Consider the following 21,838-nt stretch of genomic DNA (forward strand, 5'->3'; position numbering starts at 1 on the left):
CCGCTCGCGGCGGCTGCGGAACCCTGCTCGGTGACGACTGATGAGCGTCCACGCATCGACCTACGCATCGACCTGGCCCCGGGGGGCAATCCCTATCGAATCACCCTAGCCGAGGTGCCGTCGGGGGGCTTGCGCGGCGCATCCGTTCGGCTGCGCACCGCTGGTCGCCGTCCTTGAGCAGGGGGTCGGGCAGGCGGTCGGGCAGGACGTCGGGCGGTGGGTCAGAAGGCGAAGACGGCGCCGGTGCGGGCGTTGAGTTCGCAGGTGTTGCCGTACTGGCGGGTGAACGAGACCGTCCTGCCCCGCCAAACGCCTTCGGCGCGGACCTCGACGGGGTCGTAGAGGAGGATGCACGCGGTGTCGGAGTCGCGCTCGACACGCCCCTGGGAGGCGTCCAGGTCGGCGCAGGCGGCGTCGGCGCGGGGGTGGTCTCCGCCGGCCGGGTCGCAGTGGAGGGTGACGGTGCGCGGGGCGGGCGCGGGCCGGGTGGTGTCGTCGGGCGACGGGGCGGTGGTGGCCGGGGCGGGGCCGGTGACGGTGAGCTGGACGGTGGTCCCGCCGGGGTCGCCCGGGGCATGGGCGGGGGCGCCGGGGCCGTGGGTGGGGGTCGCGCCGACCGCGGGCGCGGCGAGCAGGAGGGCGGCCAGCAGGGCCGCGGGGGTGTGCGTGTTCATGCCGGGTCAACGATGCACGGGCACGGGCGGTCACCGCCCGTCCCGGCGGTGTCGGGACCGGGCCGGGACGGGGCCCGGACGGGGTGGTGGCGAGGACTCGCCGCCGGGGTGGGGGTCCGGACGGCGTGAAGTCGCCGCGGGGGGAGGTGCGCCGGGCGGGTCGGCCGGTCTCCGGAGTGGCCGATTCCGGCAGGGTGGCGACGGCCGGGGCCTTGGCTCGCGGGGAACTCGGGGGGTTCGCGGGAGTTCCCGGGAGTTCCCGGGAAGGGCAGGGCGGCTGGATTCCGTCTTCGATCACGCAAACAGGCCATCGGTTGCACAGGGCGTAATCGCCGCTGGTCGCGTGCCTCTGGCGCCCTTCCGTACGCCCTGGTGAAGGTGATCTTCCGGAGCGCACCCTGGTCCGTGGAACGCGAACGGGAGGGGTGTGGCACGTGGAGCGGGACAGGGGCGGGAACACGGGCGGTCACGGTCACGGTGAGGGCGGCGACGTCGACGTCTGTGTGGTGGGGGCGGGTCCGGTCGGGCTGACGCTCGCGATCGGGCTGCGCCGGCTCGGCCTCGGGGTCCGGATCGTCGACCGGGCGCCGGAGACGAAGCGGGAGGCCCGTGCGCTGGTGCTGTGGGCGCGGGCCCGGGAGGCGCTGGACGCGCTGGGCGTCGGCGCGGTCCTGGACGCGCACGGGGTGGAGCTCGGCGCGGTGACCGTGCACGCGCGGGGCAGGCCGCTGGGCGAGCTCACCACCGGCTGGGCGCGGTCCGCCTTCGCCCGCCCGCTCAACATCGAGCAGCACGTCATCGAGGGGTTGCTGGCCGGGGAGCTGGCCGGGCTCGGCACCCGCGTCGAGTGGAACACCGAGGTCACCGACGTCAAGGTGCACGACGACCGGGCCGAGTACACGCTGCGGCACGCGGACGGGCGGGTCGAGTCGGGCGCGGCGCCGTGGATCGTCGGCTGCGAGGGCACCCGCAGCGTGGTGCGGGACCGGCTCGGGATCCCCTTCGAGGGCCGCCGCCGCACCGGCCTCCAGGTGGTGCAGGGCAACGCGCTGCCGACCTGGCCGCTGGCCGAGGAGCCGGGGCGCGGGCACATCTTCCTGGCCCCGCGCCGGGCGCTGCTGGTCTTCCCGCTGCCCGACGGCGGCTACCGCTTCTTCTGCTTCCGCGACGACCCCGACCCCTCGCTCGGGACGGCCCCGACCCTCGACGAGCTGCGCGATCTGGTCGCGGAGACCGCCCGCATGCCCGGGCTGCGGCTCGCCCCCGCCCCGTCGCGCTGGCTGAACCGCGCCCGGTTCAGCGACCGGGTCGCCGCCCGACTGCGCGACGGGCGCGGTCTGCTCGCCGGGGACGCGGCGCACGCGTGGGCGCCGGTCGGCGGCCACGGCATGAACGTGGGCGTGCTCGGCGCCCACAACCTCGCGTGGAAGCTCGCGGCCGTGCACCGGGGCCAGGCCGGGGAGGAACTGCTCGACACGTACGACGCGGAGCAGCGGCTCCTGGCGCTGCGGTACATCCGGGAGATGCGGTTCAACTTCATGGAGCTGCCGCTGCCGCCGCTCGGCCACCGGGCCTTCACCGCGACCGTGCCCGCCGCGCTGGCCAGGACCGGCTTCCAGCGCCGCCTCGACCTGCGGCTGAGCGATCTCCGGCGCCACCACCGTGACAGCCCGCTCTCCGTGCAGGCGGCCGGTGCCGGCCGGGGCTCGGGGGCGCGGGCGGGCGACCGGATGCCCGACGCCTCGGTGCTGACGGCGGAGCCCGCGCCCGGCGCGGCGGGCCCCGGGCGGGCGGTGCGGCTGCACGGGCTGCTCGCGTACCGGACGTGGACGCTGGTGCTGCACGCGGGCCGGGCCGACGCCGTCACCCTCGGGGCGCTGCGCGCGGCCTGCGCCGCCTTCCCCGTCCCCGTACGGCTGCTGTCCGTGACGCCCGTGGACGCGCAGGCGGCCGCGGGGCTCGGGGATCCGGCGGAGCTGCGGCTGGTGCGGCCCGACGGGTACGTGGGGCTGGTCGCCCCGCTCTGTCGCGTGGACCGGCTGCGGGAGTACCTGGCGGCGCTCGCCGCCGGAGCGAGAGCCGTCGGCCGGGCCTGAGGCCCCGCCGCCCCGCCTTCGCTCTCCTCGCTCCTGCCTCCTCGTCCCAGACCGTGCGCGCCGAACCGATCGGGAGTCGGATCCTGATGCCCACCACCCCTGCCACCCCTGCCGCCCCTGCCGCCCCTGCCCCGCAGTCCCCGCCCGACCCGCCAACGCCCTTCCTCTCTCCGTTCCTCTCTCCGTCCGGGCCGCTGCCCCTGCCGTCCGCCCGCCGCCGGCGTCCGTGCGCCGGCGGCACGGTGACCGTGGTGGGGGCCGGGATGGCCGGGCTCGTCGCCGCCTACGAGCTGGAGCGGCTCGGCTTCCGCGTCGAGGTCCTCGAAGGGAGCCTGCGGCTCGGCGGGCGGGTGCACACCCACCGCTTCGGGGCGCAGGAGGGCGCCCCGTTCGTCGAGTTGGGCGCGATGCGGATCCCCACCGCGCACCACCGGACCATGGGGTACGTCGCCCACCTCGGCCTCGCCGACCAGGTGCGGCCCTTCCGCACGCTGTTGTCGGAGGAGAACGCCTTCCTGGCGACCGGCGGCGGGTACGTACGGCTGAAGGACGCGCCGCGCGCCCTGGTGTCCGAGGTGCGCGCCTCGCTGGACCTGGCCGGGTTCCGGGAGGAGACCGTGGTGTTCGGCGCCTGGCTCGCGGCGGTCGTCGACGCGGTCGCCCCGCCCGCGCTGCGGGACGGGCTCCGTGCCGACCTCGGCGGGCGGCTGCTCGGTCTGGTGGACGAGATCGACCTGACGCCCCATCTGCGGGGCGGCGGCAAGGACCGGATCGACGTGCACGGCCTGTTCGCGGCCCATCCGGGGATCCGGGCCGGCTGCGGGAGCCGGCTGGACGGCTTCCTCGACGACATCCTGACCGAGACGAGCCCCCGGCTCGTGCGGCTCGCTTGCGGGATGGACCAGCTCGTGCAGCGGCTCGCCGCCCGGATAAGGGGGCCGATCTGGCTCGGGCAGCGGGCGACCGGTTTCGAGCTGGCCGCCGACCACGTGCGCGTGCGGCTCGGCGACGGGGAGGCCGCGAGGGTCCGGCGCTGCGACTACGTGCTGTGCACGGTGCCGTTCTCGGTGCTCCGCGAGCTGCCCCTGGCGGGCTTCGACGAGGACAAGCTCGCCGCCGTCCGCGAGGTCGTCTACTGCCCGGCCACCAAGGTCGCCGTGCACTGCCGGGAGCCGTTCTGGGAGCGGGAGGGCATCCGGGGCGGTGCCTCCTTCAGCGGCGGCCGGATCCGGCAGACGTACTACCCGACCTCCGGAGTCGACGAGCCCGTGGCCGTGGCCGGAGACGCGGGCGGGACCGGGACCGGGGCTCGGGCCGGGGGCGCGGGGGATCCCTCGCTGGGCGCGGCCCTGCTCGCCAGCTACACGATCGGTGAGGACGCCGACGTGCTCGGCGGGATGCCGGCGCCGGTCCGGCACCGGGCCGTCGTCGAGGAGCTGGGCCGGATGCATCCGCAGCTGCTGCGGCGCGGGATGGTGCGCGGGGTCGCGAGCCTGGCCTGGGGCGGCCACCCGTGGACGCGCGGCGGCTGCACGATCCGCTGGGGCGCGGACCCGGCGGGCCGGGAGGAGCAGCGGCTGCGCGCGCTGCGCCCGCAGGGCCGGATGTACTTCGCCGGGGAGCACTGCGCGACGGAACCGGCGTGGATCGAGGGGGCGGTGGAGTCGGCCCTGGAGGCGGTGGAGCTGATCGCGCGGGACGAGGCGCGGCGGGACGGGCCGTGCCGGGGCGAGCGGTGGCGGGGCGCGGCGGCGCCGGCCGGGCTGGAGGCGGCGTGAGCGTCTTCGACCTGCCCCGGGTGCACTTCGCCGGTACGGCGCTGACCCGGCTGCCCACCGGGCCCCGGTCCGGGCTGGTGGACCTGGCCTCGAACACGGCGCTGCGCGGGGCGGACGGCGGCGCTCCCGCCGGGCCGTTCGGGGTGGCGGGCCCGGCGGCCGACTACCACGCGCACCTGGCGGAACGGGGCGCGCGCGGCGGGCACTTCTCCGGGAACGGGCATCTGGTGTGGGAGGCCCGGGTCACCGGCGTGGAGCGGACGGCGGGGGGCGTGGACGCGTCGGATCCGCTGGTGGGCCGGTCGGTGGACCTGTGGGGCCATCACAACCCCTATCTGGGGACGACGGTGAACCGGGCGCGGGTCTTCGACGTCGATCCGGCGTCCGCGTGGACGGCGACGCTGATGGGCGGCCGGTTCGCGTTCGGGCGCGAGGGCCGTTCGCACGACGCCGGCTATGTCTGCCTGGGCGGGGTGAGCGGTTTCATGCCGCCGCGCTGGCAGGGCTTCCGGCCGGTGGCGCGCTCGCTCCACCAGTGCGTGGCCGGGGCGGACGACGGGCTCGACTGGCCGGCCGGGGCGGTGGACTCCCCCGCCGTACGGGCGCTGCGGGCGGCCGTGGCGGAGCGGGACGGCGGGGCGCTGCTGGTCCAGTTCACCCTGGAGGCCGCCGGGCCGCCCGGGGACGGAGGGGCGCCCGGGGACGGGGACGCTCCGCAGCGGTGGCTGCTGCGGGGAGTCGTGGCCCCGTGGAGCCCCGGGGAGCCGCGCAGCCATCCGGCGGGCCGGCTGCTCGTCCCGTACGGGGCCGACGGCGGCGGCCCGGACGGGCGGCCGGGGCCGTCGACGGTGGCGGTCGGCCCCGAGGGGGTGGTCGTCAACGAGCCGTACGCGCGCGTGGGGACGGATGACGGCGGGCCCGCGCTGGAGGTGCGGACGGCGGGGTCGGGGCTGACGGTCGCCGTGCTGCCCGGGGAGTTCCGGGGCGGGGCGGTGGCGACCGTACCGGCGGTGTCGGAGGAGGCGGTGCTCCGGGCCGGGGAGGAGGGGCTCGTGGTGGTGCGCCCCGGCGGGGCGGGCGGCGCGGACCGGGTGGTGCTGCGGGAGCGGGAGGCGGTGGTGCTCACCGACGAGGCGGGGCTGATCCTGGAGCATCCGGACGCCGAGCGCGGCGACGAGCACGCGGTCGAGGTGCCGGTGCGGAGCTTCCTGCGCGGCCGGCCCGGGCCGCTCGCGGCGCTGGAGGTGCGCCAGTACCCCAACCCGCGCGCCCTGCCGCTGGATCCGGCGGCGTCGGGCCCGCTCGCCCGGACCGGGGACGTCGAGATCGTACGGCTCCGGGCCGGGCGGACGGCCGGCCGGAAGGTCTCCGAGGCGGAGGCGGCCGGGGCCCCGTGCCGGGTGGTCACGGACGCGGAGGGGCACGGCTGGTTCACGGTGTCCGGGGCGCGGGCGGGCACGGCGCGGCTGCTGTTCGCGACGGGTCCCGGGGATCTGCCGCCGGTCGACGCGGCGGCGCCCGGCTCGGCGGCGGGCTGTTACGACCACGACGACGCGCTGGGCTTCTGGGCGTGGGCGGGGAGCGCCGCCGTGCGGGTGCTGCCCGACGACTGGCACCTGGAGGCGGTCCTGCCGTCCGAGGTCGGCTTCGACCTGCTGCACCGCGAGGTGTTCGCGTACTACGAGCAGTTGTTCCCGTTCATGCGGGACGAGGTGTTCAGTCTGGCGGACCGCTGCAAGGTGGAGACGTACGCGAAGCTCGTCTGGCAGATGTGCGACCCGGTGAACAAGGACCGCACCTACTACATGCCGCCGACCCGGGACCTGACGCTGCCCAAGGCGCGGCTCCTCCTCGCGTACCTGCGCTCCCGGGGCGCGGCGGCGGCGCTCCCGCACGCCCCGGCGGCACCGGCGCCGCGCCGCACGGCGGAGCCGCGCATCACGACCCGGGCCCAGCTGCGCGCGGCGCTGTGGCAGGCGGTGACGGTGGAGCTGGCGACCTCGCTCCAGTACCTGTACGCGGCCTACACGGTCCCGACGCACGGGACGGGGTTCTCGTACGTCCGCAGCGGGGTGTGGACGCCCCGGCAGCTCCGGCTGGCCTGCGGGGACGGCGGGGAGACCCTGGCGAAGGGCATCCGGGACAGCCTCCTCGACGTGGCCCGCGAGGAGATGATCCACTTCCTGGTCGTCAACAACGTCCTGATGGCGATGGGCGAGCCCTTCCACGTCCCGGCGATCGACTTCGGGACGCCGGGACGGCTGCCGCTGCCGCTGGACTTCGCCCTGGAGCCGCTGCACCTGGGCAGTCTCCAGCGGTTCGTCGCGATCGAGCGGCCCGAGCGGCTCGCGGGCGGCACGACGGGAACCTGGACGGCACCCCCGGGCCCGCCGGGGGCGGGTACGCGCGCGGGGGTGCCGTTCGGGTCGCCGAGCGAGCTGTACGCGGCGATCCGGGACGGGCTGACCCGGGTGCCCGACCTGTTCCTGGTGGAGCGGGGCAGGGGCGGCGGGGAGCACCACCTCTTCCTGGGGGCGGCCGTCGACTCCGTCCACCCGGACTACCAGTTGGAGGTGGACGACCTGTCGAGCGCGCTCTTCGCGATCGACTTCGTCACCGAGCAGGGCGAGGGCGGGGTCCTCGACGCGCCGGGCGACGGCGGCCCTTCGCACCACGAGACCTTCGTGCGGCTCTCCGAACTCCTCATGACGGAACGGGCCGACGGGCCCGGGGGGCAGGGGGCGCCCTGGGAGCCCGCGTACCCCGCCCTGCGGAACCCGACGGCCGACCCCGGCCATCCGGGGCGGGCCGCCGTGCTCGACGCGCACGCCCTCCAGGTGCTGCGGCTGTTCAACCGCAGCTACTTCCTGATGCTCCAGCTGATGGTCCAGCACTTCGGGGAGAGCCCGGACGCGAGTCTGCGCCGGTCCCGGCTGATGAACGCCTCGATCGACGTGATGACGGGGATGATGCGGCCGCTCGCCGAACTCCTCGTCACGCTCGACTCGGGATGGCGGGGGCGGACGGCGGGCCCGTCCTTCGAACTGGAGGAGCCTCCCGTGCACATCGCCCGGCCGGACGTGGCCCGGCGCGGTTTCGCGATGCGCTTCCGGCACCTGGCGGCGATGGCCCGGGAGTGCCCGGGCGTCCCGGACCAGGTGCCCGAACTGATGGCCTGGTACGCGGAGTACTTCGCGGCGGAGGGGAGGAGCTGAGCCGATGGCGGTGACGGGAAGGGCGGAGCGCGGGGAGGTCCCTGGCCCGGTGTCCGGGGCGGTGTCCGGGGCGGCTCGGGGGGAGACGGTGGAGGAGACGGAGGTGCTGGTCGTGGGCGGCGGGCCGGTGGGGCTCGCGCTCGGGCTCGACCTGGCCCGGCGGGGTGTCTCCTTCGTCCTGGCGGAGGCCGGGGACGGGCGGGTCACCCACCCCAAGGTGTCGACCGTGGGGCCGAGGGCGATGGAGCTGTTCCGCCGCTGGGGCGTGGCGGACGCGATCCGGAACGCGGGCTGGCCGTCCGGGCACACCCTCGACGTCGCCTGGGTGACGGCGGTCGGCGGGCACGAGCTGCACCGGCTGCGGTTCGGCACCGTCGCCGAGCGGCGCCCGCCCGCGCACACGCCGGAGCCCGAGGCGATCTGCCCCCAGCACTGGCTCGTCCCGCTGCTGACGCGGCGGCTGGGCGTCCGTCCGGACGGCCCGGTGCGGCTCGGGACCCGGCTGACCGGCTTCGACCAGACGCCCGACCGGGTGCGGGCCACCCTGACGGACACGGCGGGGGTACGGACGACGGTGCGCGCCCGGTACCTGGTGGCGTGCGACGGGGCGGCGTCGCCGGTGCGGAAGGCGTGCGGGATCACCGCGCCGGAGCGGCACGCCACCCGCACCCTGCGGAACGTCCTCTTCCGGGCGCCGGGCCTCGCGGGCAGGCTCGGCGGGCGGGCGGCCCTGGTCCACTTCGTGACCGAGCCGGGCGGGCTGCGCTATCCGCTGCGGGCGATGGACGGCCGGGACCTGTACCGGCTGACCTGCCCCCCGGGTCCGGCCGAGGCGCTGTGGGTGGTCCGCCGGGCGCTCGCCGTGGACGTGCCGGTGGAGGTGCTGTCGGACACGCAGTGGCACCTCACTCACCGGGTCGCCGCCCACTACCGCGACGGCAGGGTCCTGCTCGCCGGTGACGCGGCGCACACCCTCTCCCCCTCGGGCGGCTTCGGGCTCGCCACCGGGATCGGCGACGCGGCCGACCTCGGCTGGAAGCTCGCCGCCGAACTGGCGGGCTGGGCGGGCCCGAACCTCCTCGACACGTACGAGGCCGAACGGCGTCCCGTCGCCCTCGCCGGACTGGAGGAGAGCCACCGCAATCTGCGCCGCACCCTGGACCGGAACCTCACGCGGGCGCTCCTGGAGGACTCACCGCGCGGCGAGGAGGCCCGCGCGGACCTCGGCCGGCGGATCGCCGCGTCGGACCCCCGGCGGGAGTTCGACGCACCCGACGCCCACTTCGCCCACCGCTACCGGTCCCCGGTGATCGCGGAGGCGGACACGGACGACGGCCTCGCCGGACCCGATGAGTTGCACGGAACGGACGGTGCCGACGACCCCGTGTGGCATCGGGCGGCCGTGCCCGGCGGGCGGGCTCCGCACGTGTGGCTGGCGCCCGGGCGGTCCACGCTGGACCTCTTCGGCCCCGCGTTCACCCTCCTCCGCCCGGGGCCCGGCAGCGCGGAGGCCCTGGAACGGGCCTTCGCCGAGCGGCGGGTGCCGTTGCGGGGATGGAGCGCCCCGGCCGGCGGGGAGGTGCGGCGGCGGTACGGGTACCCGTACGTGCTGGTCCGCCCGGACGGGCACGTCGCGTGGCGGGGGCACCGGCCGCCCGCCGATCCCGGCGGGCTCGCCGACCTGGTGCGCGGGGCCGGGACCGACGTGGGTGCGACGCCGCCGCCGGAGGGGGGTGGGTGATGGGCGTGGACGTCCTGCCGCCGTTCGATCCGGCGCTGCTCGACCTGGCCGATCCGTATCCGGTCTACCGCCGCTACCGCGAGCGGGACCCCGTCCACGCGGTGCGGTCCTCCGGCGGCGCGGACGGGGCCGGGGCCGGGTCCACCACCTGGTACCTCTTCGGGTACGCCGAGGTGGCGCGGGTGCTGGCGGAGCGGGCGTACCGGCGGCGGTCGCCGGTGACCGGGCGGGCGGCGCCGGTCCCGGAGGGGTACGAGACGCTGCGCCGGGTGGTCGAGAACTGGCTGGTCTTCCTCGACCCGCCCCGGCACACCCGGCTGCGGGCCCGGGTGAACCCGCCGCTCGGGGCGGCGGCCGTCGCCGGGCTGCGGCCGGCCGTGCGGGAGATCGCCGAGGAGCTGGCCGGGCCGCTCGCCGCGCGGCCCGCCGCCGATCTCGTGCGGGGGTTCGCGGCGCCGTTCCCGCTGCTCGTCATCGCGCGCGTGCTCGGGGTGGAGGGGCGGCTGTGGCCGTGGTTCCGGGAGCGGGCGCTGGCGCTCCAGGAGGCGGGCGGCACGCGGGGCGACCGTTCACCGGCGGGGCTGGCCCGCGCCGACCGGGCGGCGGGCGAGCTGGAGCGGTACTTCACGGCGGAGCTGACGGCCCGGCGGTCCTCCGGCGGGGAACCGCGCGACCTGATGGGGGCGTTGGCGAGGGCCGGGCGGGAGGACGACGCGCTCACGGTGGACGTCCTCGCGTCGACCTGCGTCCATCTGCTGACGGCGGGGCACGAGACGACGACCGGGCTGCTCGGGAAGTCGGTCCTCGCGCTCCTCGCGCGGCCCGGGACGATGGCCGAACTCCGGGCCGAACCGGGGCTCCTGGCGGGGGCGGTCGACGAGTTCCTGCGCTTCGACCCGCCGGTCCAGATGGTGACCCGCTGGGCGTGGCGGGACACGGAGCTCGCCGGGCGGCTGGTCCGGCGCGGGGACCGGCTGGTGGCGGTCCTCGGCTCGGCCCACCGGGACCCGGCGCGCTTCCCCGACCCGGACGTCCTCGACGTCCGCCGGGCCACCGGCCGGCACTGCGCCTTCGGCCTCGGCATCCACTACTGCGCGGGCGCGGCGCTCGCCCGCCTGGAGGCGGAAACGGGCCTCGCGGTGCTGCTGGACCGGCTGCCGCTGCTCCGGCCGGAGGCCCGCCCGCTCGTCGAGGTGGAGTACGCCCCGGACTGGGTCTTCCACGGGCCGTCCCGCCTGGTCCTCCACACGGGGAACGATCTCCCCTACTCCCCCGTTATACCCCCCGAGGGTATCCGCGAGGAGGAACCATGACCACCACCGTCACCACTCACCGCACCCCCCGGCGGCTGCCGGCGCTCACCCCCGACCAAGCACAGGGGCGGGCCCGCGAGCTCCTCGCGGACATCGTCGAACGGCACGGCTCGGCGGGCGAGATGGTGTCCACGATGGCCCACTCGCCCGCGATGATCGAGGGTTATCTGAGCCTGTCGCGCGCGATGAAGCGGGTGAAGATCCCGCGCGCGCTGAGCGAGAAGCTGTCGCTCGCCGTCCAGGAGTGGATCGGCTGCGGCACCTGCCGCGAGGCGCACGAGTCGGCGGGCCGGGCGGCCGGGCTGAGCGAGTCGGACATCGCCCTGGCCCGGCAGGGCACCTCCACCGACCCGCGCGAGGCCGCCCTCATCGCCCTCGCCCTCAAGGTCCTCGCCGAACCGGGCGCGCTCGGCGACGCGGACGTCGCCGAGGTGCGGGCGCACGGCTGGAGCGACCGGATCATCGCCGAGGTGGTCGGGATCGTCAGCCTCAACCTGCTCACCGGCGCCTTCAACCTCCTCGCCGGCATCCAGCCGGACGTCGGCGAGGAGACGGTCTCCGAAGAGGCGGAGGGCTAGGCCGCGCCGCTCGCCTCGCCGGGCGCGGGGAGTTCCTTCTCCATCAGCGTGAAGGACTTCGCCGGTCCGTCCGGCTGCGGCTTGCCGTCCTTGCGGCCGACGACGCGGTAGCCGGCGTCCCGGTAGTAGGCGGTGAGCTTCGGGTTGGTGCTCAGGCAGTCCAGGCGCACGCGGGTCCGGCCCGCCTCGGCCACCCGGTCCTCGGCCGCCGCCAGCAGCCGCCGCCCGGTGCCGGGCGCGGCGGCGCGGTCCACCATGAGGCGGTGGACGTATCCGGCGACGGGCGGCTGGGGTCCCCACGCGGCCTCGTCGTCCCACCACAGTTCCCAGGCGCCCGCGACGCGCCCGCCGCTCTCCGCGAGCCAGACCTCGCCGTGGGCCATGATCCGGCGGAAGTGGTCCTCGCCCAGCTCCCCGGGCCGCCACTGGCCGGTGACGCCCTGGGCCAGCATCCAGCGGGCGGCGTCGTCACGGAGGCGTACGAGGGTGGCGAGGTCGGCCTCGCCCGCCGGGCGGCGACGGAGGGCGGTCACGCGGAGAACCCCCGCACGGCGTCGGCCACCGGCGCAAGGGCGGGTGCGGGGGCGGCGAAGGAGACGGCGGCGGCCGGAGCGGTGACCTCGGCGTCGGAACCGAGGGCGTACGCGGCGACGCGGGAGACCACCGCCGCCGGGACGGCGTCGGCGACGCCGGGGACGGCCGGGCAGTCCTGGGTGGCGTGGGCGTCGTACGGGACGACGACGCGGTAGCCGCGGGCGAGCGCGGTACGGGCGGTGGCCTGCACGCACATCTCCGACATCACCCCGCAGACGGCGACGGCCCGGGTGCCGTGCCCCGTGAGCACGTCACCGAGACCGGTCTCCTGGAAGCCGTCGTCGTGCGGCTTGCGGAGGACGAGCTCGGCCGGGCCGGGCTCGACGGGGTGGTGCAACTCCCACCCGGGGGTGTGGGGTTCGTCCTCCCCGCCGGGCGGCCCGTCGTTCTGGAGGTGGACGACGAGCGCGCCGGCGGCGCGGGCCCGGGCGATCAACCCGGCGGTGCGGTCGACGAGCCGGGCGGCGTCGGGCACCGCGCCGTCGCCGGTGACGAAGGCCGACTGGACGTCGACGACGATGAGGGTGTCCACCGGTGGGAGCGACGGAAGCGGCGGGAGCGGCGGCGGAGGCGTCTGCGCGATCATCCGGCCATCATCACGTGCCCGCCCCCGGACGCTCCACGGGGTTTCCCTCCGCCCGCCCCGGAGGCCCGGTCCGAGGCCGCCCCCAAGGCCCAGCCCGAGACCGCCCCCAGCGCCCAGCCCCCAGCCCCCAGCCCCCTCACTCCGAAGCCGCGCGCCTCAGCAGCAGATGCCCGGTCGCCCCGGTCACGAACAGCCCGCAGAGCAGGGCGAGGAGCGAGACGGCGCCGCCGGAGCCCCAGTCCACGGCCGGGGCGCGGGCGGCGAGCAGGATCCCGCAGGCGACCGCGACGGCGGGGACGGCCCGCAGGGCGGGGCGGCTGCGCGTCAGGTCGTCCTCGGCGAGCGAGGTGAGGACGCCGACGCCGAGCGAGAGCGCCCAGACGCCGAGGCCCTGGGCGTCGGCGCGGTTCACCGTCCACGGCACGAACGCGCTCCAGAAGCCGGGGAGGAAGAGCAGCCCGGCGCCGATGCCGAGCCATCCCGAGCCCAGGACCGCGAGCAGCGGCTTGGACCAGCCGGGCATCGGGACGGCGGCCGCCGCCGGAGGGCGCGACGGATCGGCGGCCGGTCCCCGGTACTGGGCGGCGAGGCAGCCGACCGAGGCCAGCGCCAGGACGGCCACGACCGGCACCCAGCCGAGGCTGAAGAGGACCAGGAAGAGCGGGCCGCCCTCGGCGACGCGGAGGGTGCCCGCGTTGAGGAGGGTGACCGCGCACAGGCCGACCATGACCACGACCAGCGGCAGGTACAGGCCCCGCGCCTCCTCCCAGGTGCCGGCCCGGCCGAGGGTGAACAGCCCGGGGGCGACGCCCACCATGGCCGCGCCGATGAGTCCGGGGCTGAGCGGTTCCGGCGAGGCCCAGGCGCCGACCGCGTACCCGGCGATCCCGGCGACCGCGAGGAGCGAGCCGACGCCGAGGCTGACGACGGCGACGACCGTGCTCAGGACGGCGACGGCGGGGGACAGCGCGCGGCCGGGGGCGGCCGAGACGGCGGGCGCGCTCATCGGCCCTCCTCCCCCGCGCCCGCGCCCGCGCCGGTGAGGGCGCCCTCCGCCGCGGCCGGTCCGGCGGGCGGGGGCGCCTGGGCCTCGCGGCGGCGCAGGAGTTCGCGTCCGGCGAGGACGCGGAGGCTGACCACGGTGACGGCGGTGTAGGCGAGCATGCCGCAGCCGATGCCCGCGGCGGCGACGAGGGCCGTCGCCCTGTCCAGGTCCATGGCCCGTTCCAGAACGGGCACCATGACCGCCGAGAAGGCGGGCGCGAGGAGCAGCGCGGCGAGGTGGAGGCGCCACTCCTCGCGGGCCCAGCCGTTGCCCGCGCGGCGCGCGCCGGCGGCACGCGCGGCGAGGACGGCGTACGTGACGGCGTACGGCACCAGGTAGGCGAGGAGCAGCCGGCGGCCCTCGGTGCCCTCGCCGAGGAAGGCGGGGACGAGCGCGGCGAGTCCGGCGGCGCCCGCGAGGTGGGCGAGGACCATCACCGGTCCGGGGGCCCAGGTGCCGGTGAGGCCGGGGACGGAGGTGCGCCGGTCGAGGGCGCGGGTGGCGAGCAGCGCGCCGAAGGAGACGAGCGCGCCCAGGTGCATGATCGCGACCCGGTTGACGTCCTGGATGGACAGGCCGGGGTAGAGCGTGGGGAGGAAGCCCCATTCGAGGCGGAGCAGCGGGGCGGTCATCAGGAAGGCGTAGCAGAGGAGCAGCCAGCGCTGGTGCAGGTCGGGGAAGCCCTTGTAGGCGGCGAGGATGCCGAAGGTGACGCTGCCGACCGTGCCGACGAGGATGACGGCGAGCACGATCCAGAAGGCCGCGCCGCTGAACGCCCGCTCCGGCGGCGTGCGGACCAGGTAGACGGCCGCGCCGGCCATCGACACGTACACGGTCGCGGCGAAGACCACGCCGAGGGTCCGGTGGAGGCGGATGCGGCGGCGGACGGCGGTGAGCAGTTGGACGGGGCCCAGGAGCATCAGCAGGCCGCCCAGGACGGAGTGGACGATCAGCGGGACGAGGCTGCGCTCGTACGGCCCCAGGCGGTCGCGGACGGCTTCGGCGACGAACTCCGGCGAGACCGTGCGGCCGAGGAGCCACTCGCCGAGGGCGGGCGCGCCGGGGCGGGCGTAGGGCCACAGCTCGGTGAACGCGATCGGCGCGTAGGCGAGGCAGACCGCCGTCAGCGCGACGATGGCCACCCTTCCGCGTCTGGTGCTGGTCGGACGCCCCATGGCGGCTCCCCCTCTGCGATAGTCCTCTCTGGACTATGGAGGACGGTAGGGCCGGCTCCGGTCCGTGGTCAACCGGTCGGTAACAAAGAGGGGTTACCGGGGGTCAGTGCTGTCCGTGCCGGGCCCCTCGGGTTCGCGGCTCTCGACCCAGCTCCAGAAGTCGACCATCATCCGCTCGTACCGGATGCCGAACTCCAGCGCCTCGCGCTGGCCGCGCGTCAGCAGCTCGCCGACCTCCCCGGCGAGTCCCTCGTACTCCTCCAGGGTGCGCCGGTGCTCGGCGCCCTGGACCGGGGCGTGGACGCGCGGGCTCGCCCCGAACCAGAGCTTGAGGATGCCCCGCTCGCGCGCCTCGACGGGGACGAAGGCGGGGTCGGCGAGCCAGTCGCGCAGCGCCGCCGCGCCCTCGTCGGTGAGGCGCATCAGCCGCCGGTTCCGGCCGCCCTCCTGGCGCACCTCCGAGAGCAGTCCGGCCTCCAGCAGGCGGTCGCACTGGGCGTAGACCTGCGCGTGCGGCACGGACCAGAAGGGGGCGACGGTCCGCGCGGCCTCGACCTTGACGTCGTACGGACTGGCCTCGCCCAGTTTGTCGATGATGCCGAGGACGAGGAAGGAGGGCGTGGTCAGCCGGACTTCAGACATGCGGCGACCGTATCGCGGGGCCTCAGACCGGGTGTTCCGCCCGCGCGCGCGGGCCGCAGGACAGTGGCGGCACGGGCAGCGGAGGCGCGGGCAGCGGGCGCAGGGCGGGTTCGGGGCGCAGCAGCTCGTCGAGGCCGGTGAGGCGGACCAGGCGGAGGATCCACGGCTGGTCGCAGACGAGCTGCCAGTGCGCCCCGCGCTCGCGGGCGCTCCGGGCGCAGTGGGCGAGCAGGCCGAGGCCTGTCGCGTCGCAGAAGCCGAGCGGGCGGATGTCGACGGCGAGGGCGTCGGCCTCGCGCAGGAGGGCGTCGAGTTCGGGTCGCAGGTGGCGGACGAGGACGAGGTCCAGTTCGCCGCGGAGGACGGCGACGGTCAGGGCGCCGGCCGTGCGGACGGCGAGGTGGGGGTCGTGACGGGGGATCAGCTGCATCGGACGCTCCACAGGGTGGGTCCAAGTGTCACGTCGAGCGTGGCCGCAGGCCGGGCGGGAGGGACGTTTCGCCTCGGCCTCAGTCACCTGATCCGGTGAATACGCGTCCAAAGGTTTGCCGGACAGGCGCGCGAGGGGTTCACGGGCGCGGCTCCCCGAGGAGGGTGCGGGTACGCAGGGCCAGCAGCGCCTCGAAACGGAAGGCGGGGTCGGCGAGCCGGTCGCCGAGCAGCGCATCGAGCTGACGCAGCCGGCGGCGGGCGGTCTGCGGATGGACGCCGAGGGCGCGCGCGACCTCGGGGGCGGTACGGCACCTCGCTGTGGGGCATGGGGCTGCTCGCCCGCGCCTTCCCCGGCGGCGACGAACTCCTCGGGCTCGCCTGCACGGCCTGCTCCCAGCAGATCACCGGCTCCGACTTCCTCCGCGGCCTCAACGCGGGCGGCGAGACGCACCCGGCGGTCTCGTACACGGTGATCGCCAGCCGCTACGACGAGGTGGTCACCCCGTACACCTCGTCCTTCCTCGCCCCCGCGCCGAACGTCGTCAACCAGCGGGTCCAGGACGCCTGCCCCGCCGAGTTCACCGAGCACCTCGGGATCGTCTACAACGACGTCGCGACCCGGCTCGTCCTCAACGCCCTGGACCCGGCCCACGCCCAGCGCCCCTCCTGCTGACCGGGCCGGCGACGACCGGGCCCGCCCCTCCCCCCACCGGGGAGGGGCGGGCTCGCCTACCGTCAGCCGATGGTGGGCTCCCCGAACCACCGCTCCAGACTCTCCCGCAGCCCCTCCGCGTCGTCGCCGACCCAGACCACGTGCCCGTCGGGCCGCAGCAGCGCCGCCGGCACGTCCGGCTCTTCACCGGCCCCGGTGACGCGCTCGACCCGGTCCTCCCAGCCCGTCACCGCGAGCGCCCCGGTGCGGTCGAGGAGGAGTCCGCGCCCGGCGCGCGCCGCCTCGTACAGCCGGCCCTCCTTCAGCGGCACGTCCTTCAGGCGCCGTCCGAGCAGCTCGTGGCCCTCGCCGCAGTCGTAGCGGAGGTCGATCGCGGTGATCTTCCCGATCAGGAACCGGTTGACCTCGTCGAACTCCATCAGCTCCGCCAGCAGCCGGCGCACCGCCCGCGCCCCCGGCTCCTCAGACATCAGCTCCATCTGCGCGCGGGTGTTGTCGAGCACGGCGGCGGCCACCGGGTGGCGCTCGGAGTGGTACGTGTCGAGCAGCCCGTCCGGCGCCCAGCCCAGCACCTCGCCGGCCAGCTTCCAGCCGAGGTTGAAGGCGTCCTGCACCCCGAGGTTGAGGCCCTGGCCGCCGGTCGGCGGGTGGATGTGGGCGGCGTCGCCGGCCAGCAGCACCCGGCCCTCGCGGTACCGCTCGGCCTGCCGGGTGCCGTCCCCGAAGCGGGACAGCCAGCGCGGCTCGCGCACCCCGAAGTCGGTGGCGCCCACCGCCGTCAGACGCTCCCTCAGCTCGTCGAGGGTGGGCGCGGACCGGTCGTCGGAGAGACCGGCGGCGGGCACGACCACCCGGTACAGGCCGTCCCCGAGCGGCATCACGCCGTACCGCATCTGCGTCTTGCGGACCTCGGCCACCACCGGGACGACCTCCTCCCACGGGACCCCGATCCGCACCTCGGCGATCAGCGTCTCGTGCCGCGCGGGCAGCCCGGGGAAGCCGATCCCGGTCAGGGCGCGCACGGTGCTGCGGCCGCCGTCGCAGCCGACAAGCCAGCGGGCGCGCAGGACGCCGCCCCCGGCGAGCTCCGCCGTCACGCCCTCCTCGTCCTGGACGAGCCCGACGAGCTCCTGACCGCGCCGGAACTCCACGCCCAGCTCGCGGGCGTGCTCGTCGAGAAGTTCCTCGGTGACGTTCTGCGGGATGCCGAGGACGTACGAGTGGGCGGTGTCCAGCCCCTCGGGCCAGGTGGTGCCGAGACCGGCGAAGAAGCCGCCGACCCGGTACTGCTGCCCGCGCGCGAGGAAACGGTCGAGGAGCCCGCGCTGGTCCATCACCTCGATGCTGCGGGCGTGGAGCCCGAGCGCGCGGCTGTGGCCGCTCGGCTCGGCCGCCTTCTCCACGACGAGCGGCCGCAGGCCCCACAGGCGCAGCTCGGACGCGAGCGTGAGCCCGGTCGGCCCGCCGCCGATCACCAGGACATCGGCATCGAACATGAAACGTTCCCCCATCTGTTTGTGCTGTTCAGCCGCCGATTCTGCGTCATGACGGGGGCCTTGCGGCAAGGCCCCCCGTGCGCTATACGTTGAAGAGGGCGAGGAACCGCACGGTTCCCCGCCTTCGCCATGTCCCCGATTTGCCATGCCCCGCCTTCGCCGTATCCGTCAGCTCAGGTCGAGCCGCATCAGGATCCGGGGATGGCCCGCGAGGACCGAGGTGGTGTCCGCCGCCTTCACGAAGCCCGCGCGTTCGAAGTTCTTCCGCAGCCCCGCGTACGCCATCGTCATGTCCACGCGCGCGTCGCCGTTGTCCAGCGGGTACGCCTCCACCGCCGGCGCCCCGTGCGCGCGGGCGAACGCGACCGCGCCCTCGATCAGGGCGTGGCTGACGCCCTGCTTGCGGTGGCCGGGGCGGACCCGGACGCACCACAGCGACCAGACAGGCAGGTCGTCGACGTGCGGGATCTTCCGGCTGTGGGCGAAGGTGGTCTCCGAGCGGGGCGCCACGGCGGCCCAGCCGGCCGGCTCGTCGCCGTCGTAGGCGAGGACGCCCGGCGGGGGCTCCAGGGCGCACAGGCCCTCGACGTACTCGCCCCGGGCCGGGCCGCGCAGCTCGTTGTTCAGCTTGGACGGGATGCGGTAGCTCAGGCAGAAACAGACGTTCGCGGTGGGCGACTTGGGGCCGATCACCGCCCGGACGTCCTCGTAGACGGAGGCCGGGCGCACTTCGATGCTCATGCCTCCACCCTGGCACGGGCGCCGCGGACCGGCAGGCCGTACGCCTCGTCACCGGCAGGCCGTACGCCTCGTCACCGGCAGGCCGTACGGTGCCTTGTCATGGACCGATCCGAGAACGCCGCCGCCGGGAACTCCGGAGCCGAGAACGCCGAAGCCAGGAACGCCGAAGCCACCGGAGCCGTACCGCTCGATCCCGAACTCGCCGCCGTGCTCGCCGCGTCGGGCGGGCGGGCCCGGGACCCGCTCACGCCCGGGAACCTCGCCGAGCGGCAGGCGCGGGACGCCGCCGCGCGCCCGATGCCGTCGCTGCGGGAGCTGTCCGACGGCGGTGCCTTCGCCGTCCGGGAGGTGCGGGTGCCGGGTCCGCCCGGGGCCCCCGAGGTCACACTGGTGCACGCCCGGCCGGCCGGGGCCGAGGGACCGCTGCCGCTCCTGTACTACCTGCACGGCGGCGGGCTCGTCATGGGCAACGCCCGGTCGGTGCTGCCGCGGGTGCTGCGGTCCTGGGCCGGGCCGCTCGGGCTCGCGGTGGTCTCCGTCGCGTACCGGCTCGCCCCCGCGGCCCGCTATCCGGCGGCCCTGGAGGACTGCCGGGCCGGCCTGGAGTGGGCCGTCGCGCACGCCGGGCGGCTGGGCGTCGACCCGGACCGGATCGTCGTCGGCGGGAAGAGCGCGGGCGGCGGGCTCGCCGCCGCGCTCACCCTGCTGCTCCGCGACCGGGGCGGCCCCCGGCCCGCCGGCCAGCTGCTGCTGTCCCCGATGCTCGACGACCGCGCCGCCACGGAGTCCGTCCGCACGCAGGACGGCGTCGACACCTGGGACCGGGTCTCGGGCGCGACCGCCTGGCAGGCGTACCTGGGCGGGGCGTACGGCTCCGAGGACGTGCCGCCGTACGCGGCGGCGGCCCGCGCCGGGGACCTGTCCGGGCTGCCGCCGGCCTATCTCGACGTCGGCTCGGCCGAGCTTTTCCGCGACGAGGCGGTGAGCTACGCGGACCGCCTGTGGCGGGCGGGCGGCCGGGCCGAGCTGCACGTGTGGCCGGGGGCGTACCACGGCTTCGACACCTTCGCCCCCGGGGCGGCGCTCAGCCGGGAGGCGACCGCCGCCCGCACCGCCTGGCTCCGCCGGACCCTGGACCTGCCGGGCCGGTGACGGACACCCGGTGGGGTGCCGTGACCGGGCGGCGGGCGCTGCTCCGTACGGAGGAGGGGGCGGCGCGGGTCAGGTGCGCAGTTCGCGGGCCTCGAAGCGGCCCTCGCCGAGGACCAGGACGAAGGTGACCTGCTGCCCCTCGGAGAGGGCGCGGACGCCGCCCTCGACGTCCTCCGCCCGGAAGAAGACGGGTTCCTCGGATCCGACGGTCAGCACGAACCCGTATCCGGCGCGGCGGTTGAAGGACTGCACGAATCCGGTGGTGCGGTGCTCCACGGCGACCTCCTTCGCTCCGGGCGCTCACGGCGCCCCCACCGGATCTGTACCCCGCCCGGGACGCCCCCGCCAGCCGGGACGGGGAGCGGCGGCGTATCAGAAGACGGAGAGGCCGGTGATGGTGGTGAAGCGGTCGAGGGCGAAGACGCCGGCGACCGAGTTGCCGCGCTCGTCGAGTCCCGGGCTCCACACGCACAGGGTGCAGCGGCCGGGCACGACGGCGATGATCGCGCCGCCGACGCCGCTCTTCCCGGGGAGTCCGACGCGGTAGGCGAAGTCGCCGGCGGCGTCGTAGGTGCCGCAGGTGAGCATGACGGCGTTGATCTGCTTGGCCTGGCTGCGGGTGAGGAGCCGGCTGCCGTCCGCCCGGATGCCGTGCCGGGCGAGGAAGCCGGTGGCGACGGCGAGGTCGGCGCAGGACGCCTCGATCGAGCACTGCCGGAAGTACTCGCGCAGGAGGGTGGGGACGGGGGTGGCGATGTTGCCGTACGAGGCCATGAAGTGGGCGAGGGCCGCGTTGCGGTCGCCGTGCTCGGTCTCGGAGGCGGCCACGTCCCGGTCGAAGTCGAGGTCGTGGTCGCCGCTCTCGGTGCGCAGGAAGTCCCGCAGGCTGCCGGAGGCGTCGCCGGTGAGTCGGTGGAGGCGGTCGGTGACGACGAGCGCGCCCGCGTTGATGAACGGGTTGCGCGGGATGCCCTGCTCGTACTCCAGTTGCACGAGCGAGTTGAAGGGGTTGCCGGAGGGTTCGCGGCCCACGTGCTCCCACAGCGTGTCGCCCTCCTTGGCGAGGGCGAGCGCGAGGGTGAAGACCTTGGTGACGGACTGGGTGGAGAAGGGCCGCTGCCACTCCCCCACCCCGTACACGCTGCCGTCCAGCTCCGCCACGGCCATCCCGAAGAGGTTCGGGTCCCCGGCGGCGAGCGCCGGGATGTAGTCGGCGGGACGGCCCCGGCCGGCGAGACCCCCGATCTCCTCGGAGACGCGTTCGAGGACGGGGAGGAAGGACTGCATCATGATCACATGATGCGGTCGGGCGGACGTTCCCGTCGGCCGGACGCTTCCGTCGGCCGGACGCTCGCGTCGGCCGGCCCGGGCCCGGTGTCCTCAGGCGAGGACCTCGTAGGTGAGGGTGTAGTCGGCGTCGTCCTCGGTGAACTTGTACTCCAGCTCCCCGAGGCCCACCATGGCCGGCCCGGCGTAGAAGCGCCCGAGCAGGTCGTCGTCGTCCGGCGTGTCGTGGTCGAGGAGCTCGACACGCGCGCGCGTGCCGAATGGGACGGGTGGTACGGCGGTGAGGTCGGCGGTCTGCCGGTTGTTCAGGCCCGGCGATTCGGCGCCCCACACCTGGACGCCGTTGACCAGCAGTCGCTGTTCGTCCTCGCCGTGGTCGTCCTCGGTCTTGGAGCAGTAGAGCGAGATGAGACGGAGCCTCACGGTCACCCCCAACGGTGCGCTGTCCGGCCGGTCCGGCCGGTGACACGACCGTAGGGCGGGCGCCGGGATCCGGACAACGGAGCGCGGTCCTCCGTCGCCGCGCGCCCCCGCGCCCCCCGAGTGGGGGGCGCGGGGCCCGCCCGCCCCCCCCGCCCCCCGCCCCCCCCCCCCGCCGCCCCCGCCGCCGGGCCCCCCCA

20 protein-coding genes and 1 pseudogene are annotated in these 21,838 nt (G+C 76.1%); 8 read left to right on the plus strand and 13 right to left on the minus strand.

Features of this window, described 5'->3' with window-relative positions:
• Nucleotides 1–221: 221 nt before the first annotated feature.
• Nucleotides 222–674 (minus strand): SSI family serine proteinase inhibitor, encoded by a 453-nt coding sequence (locus ACFXMG_RS05765; RefSeq protein WP_383823941.1) that lies wholly within the window; start codon nucleotides 672–674, stop codon nucleotides 222–224.
• A gap of 434 nt (nucleotides 675–1,108) precedes the next feature.
• Between ACFXMG_RS05765 and ACFXMG_RS05770 the strand changes: the two genes are divergently transcribed.
• The 6 genes from ACFXMG_RS05770 to ACFXMG_RS05795 all read left to right on the plus strand — a co-directional run bounded on the left by ACFXMG_RS05770 (nucleotide 1,109) and on the right by ACFXMG_RS05795 (nucleotide 11,395).
• The gene (locus tag ACFXMG_RS05770; RefSeq protein ID WP_383823943.1) at nucleotides 1,109–2,770 is read left to right on the plus strand and encodes an FAD-dependent monooxygenase; all 1,662 of its coding nucleotides are present in this window, start codon (nucleotides 1,109–1,111) and stop codon (nucleotides 2,768–2,770) included.
• A 251-nt stretch (nucleotides 2,771–3,021) separates the two neighbouring features.
• Entirely contained in the window at nucleotides 3,022–4,548 is a 1,527-nt protein-coding gene (locus ACFXMG_RS05775) for a flavin monoamine oxidase family protein (RefSeq protein WP_383823945.1), read from the plus strand.
• The gene (locus tag ACFXMG_RS05780; RefSeq protein WP_383823947.1) at nucleotides 4,545–7,763 is read left to right on the plus strand and encodes a ferritin-like domain-containing protein; all 3,219 of its coding nucleotides are present in this window, start codon (nucleotides 4,545–4,547) and stop codon (nucleotides 7,761–7,763) included. Before ACFXMG_RS05775 ends, ACFXMG_RS05780 begins: the two co-directional genes overlap by 4 nt.
• Nucleotides 7,764–7,851: 88 nt before the next feature.
• On the plus strand, nucleotides 7,852–9,504 hold the full coding sequence (locus tag ACFXMG_RS05785; RefSeq protein WP_383823950.1) for an FAD-dependent monooxygenase: 1,653 nt from the start codon (nucleotides 7,852–7,854) through the stop codon (nucleotides 9,502–9,504).
• Nucleotides 9,504–10,817, plus strand: coding sequence for a cytochrome P450 (locus tag ACFXMG_RS05790; protein ID WP_383823952.1), 1,314 nt, complete (start codon nucleotides 9,504–9,506; stop codon nucleotides 10,815–10,817). Before ACFXMG_RS05785 ends, ACFXMG_RS05790 begins: the two co-directional genes overlap by 1 nt.
• The gene (locus tag ACFXMG_RS05795) at nucleotides 10,814–11,395 is read left to right on the plus strand and encodes a carboxymuconolactone decarboxylase family protein (RefSeq protein ID WP_383823955.1); all 582 of its coding nucleotides are present in this window, start codon (nucleotides 10,814–10,816) and stop codon (nucleotides 11,393–11,395) included. Before ACFXMG_RS05790 ends, ACFXMG_RS05795 begins: the two co-directional genes overlap by 4 nt.
• Here ACFXMG_RS05795 and ACFXMG_RS05800 read toward each other — a convergent pair.
• From ACFXMG_RS05800 to ACFXMG_RS05830, 7 genes and pseudogenes are all read right to left on the minus strand, one after another.
• Entirely contained in the window at nucleotides 11,392–11,928 is a 537-nt protein-coding gene (locus tag ACFXMG_RS05800; RefSeq protein WP_383823957.1) for a GNAT family N-acetyltransferase, read from the minus strand. The genes ACFXMG_RS05795 and ACFXMG_RS05800 overlap by 4 nt on opposite strands.
• The gene (locus ACFXMG_RS05805; RefSeq protein ID WP_383823959.1) at nucleotides 11,925–12,575 is read right to left on the minus strand and encodes an isochorismatase family protein; all 651 of its coding nucleotides are present in this window, start codon (nucleotides 12,573–12,575) and stop codon (nucleotides 11,925–11,927) included. The genes ACFXMG_RS05800 and ACFXMG_RS05805 overlap by 4 nt, the downstream gene beginning before the upstream one ends.
• A gap of 136 nt (nucleotides 12,576–12,711) precedes the next feature.
• On the minus strand, nucleotides 12,712–13,581 hold the full coding sequence (locus ACFXMG_RS05810) for a hypothetical protein (RefSeq protein ID WP_383823961.1): 870 nt from the start codon (nucleotides 13,579–13,581) through the stop codon (nucleotides 12,712–12,714).
• Entirely contained in the window at nucleotides 13,578–14,762 is a 1,185-nt protein-coding gene (locus ACFXMG_RS05815) for a DUF2306 domain-containing protein (RefSeq protein ID WP_384900213.1), read from the minus strand. The genes ACFXMG_RS05810 and ACFXMG_RS05815 overlap by 4 nt, the downstream gene beginning before the upstream one ends.
• Before the next feature lie 126 nt (nucleotides 14,763–14,888).
• Nucleotides 14,889–15,437 (minus strand): PadR family transcriptional regulator, encoded by a 549-nt coding sequence (locus tag ACFXMG_RS05820; protein ID WP_383823965.1) that lies wholly within the window; start codon nucleotides 15,435–15,437, stop codon nucleotides 14,889–14,891.
• Between the two features lie 22 nt (nucleotides 15,438–15,459).
• Nucleotides 15,460–15,867: an STAS domain-containing protein gene (locus ACFXMG_RS05825; protein WP_383823967.1), complete on the minus strand. Its 408-nt coding sequence runs from the start codon at nucleotides 15,865–15,867 to the stop codon at nucleotides 15,460–15,462.
• A 139-nt stretch (nucleotides 15,868–16,006) separates the two neighbouring features.
• Nucleotides 16,007–16,159, minus strand: a pseudogene (locus ACFXMG_RS05830) (helix-turn-helix domain-containing protein); the annotation flags it as partial.
• A 35-nt stretch (nucleotides 16,160–16,194) separates the two neighbouring features.
• On the opposite strand from ACFXMG_RS05830, the gene ACFXMG_RS05835 reads away from it, so the two are divergent.
• Nucleotides 16,195–16,542 carry a hypothetical protein gene (locus tag ACFXMG_RS05835; protein WP_383823969.1) on the plus strand — a complete coding sequence of 116 codons (348 nt, stop codon included), beginning with the start codon at nucleotides 16,195–16,197 and terminating at the stop codon, nucleotides 16,540–16,542.
• A 62-nt stretch (nucleotides 16,543–16,604) separates the two neighbouring features.
• Here the strand turns inward: ACFXMG_RS05835 and rox are convergent, their stop codons facing one another.
• Both rox and ACFXMG_RS05845 read right to left on the minus strand, forming a co-directional pair.
• The gene (gene rox / locus ACFXMG_RS05840) at nucleotides 16,605–18,038 is read right to left on the minus strand and encodes a rifampin monooxygenase (RefSeq protein ID WP_383823972.1); all 1,434 of its coding nucleotides are present in this window, start codon (nucleotides 18,036–18,038) and stop codon (nucleotides 16,605–16,607) included.
• A gap of 168 nt (nucleotides 18,039–18,206) precedes the next feature.
• On the minus strand, nucleotides 18,207–18,779 hold the full coding sequence (locus ACFXMG_RS05845) for a GNAT family N-acetyltransferase (protein WP_383823975.1): 573 nt from the start codon (nucleotides 18,777–18,779) through the stop codon (nucleotides 18,207–18,209).
• A gap of 99 nt (nucleotides 18,780–18,878) precedes the next feature.
• Here ACFXMG_RS05845 and ACFXMG_RS05850 point away from each other — a divergent pair, with 99 nt between their 5' ends.
• The gene (locus ACFXMG_RS05850) at nucleotides 18,879–19,931 is read left to right on the plus strand and encodes an alpha/beta hydrolase (protein WP_383823977.1); all 1,053 of its coding nucleotides are present in this window, start codon (nucleotides 18,879–18,881) and stop codon (nucleotides 19,929–19,931) included.
• A gap of 69 nt (nucleotides 19,932–20,000) precedes the next feature.
• Here the strand turns inward: ACFXMG_RS05850 and ACFXMG_RS05855 are convergent, their stop codons facing one another.
• From ACFXMG_RS05855 to ACFXMG_RS05865, 3 genes are all read right to left on the minus strand, one after another.
• Nucleotides 20,001–20,207 (minus strand): cold-shock protein, encoded by a 207-nt coding sequence (locus tag ACFXMG_RS05855; RefSeq protein WP_383823980.1) that lies wholly within the window; start codon nucleotides 20,205–20,207, stop codon nucleotides 20,001–20,003.
• A 96-nt stretch (nucleotides 20,208–20,303) separates the two neighbouring features.
• Nucleotides 20,304–21,221 (minus strand): glutaminase, encoded by a 918-nt coding sequence (locus ACFXMG_RS05860; protein WP_383823983.1) that lies wholly within the window; start codon nucleotides 21,219–21,221, stop codon nucleotides 20,304–20,306.
• A 90-nt stretch (nucleotides 21,222–21,311) separates the two neighbouring features.
• On the minus strand, nucleotides 21,312–21,641 hold the full coding sequence (locus ACFXMG_RS05865; RefSeq protein ID WP_383823985.1) for a hypothetical protein: 330 nt from the start codon (nucleotides 21,639–21,641) through the stop codon (nucleotides 21,312–21,314).
• Nucleotides 21,642–21,838: the final 197 nt, after the last annotated feature.

Origin of the sequence: Streptomyces sp. NPDC059201 (assembly GCF_042754585.1) — a bacterium.
In the GTDB taxonomy this organism is placed as follows: domain Bacteria; phylum Actinomycetota; class Actinomycetes; order Streptomycetales; family Streptomycetaceae; genus Streptomyces.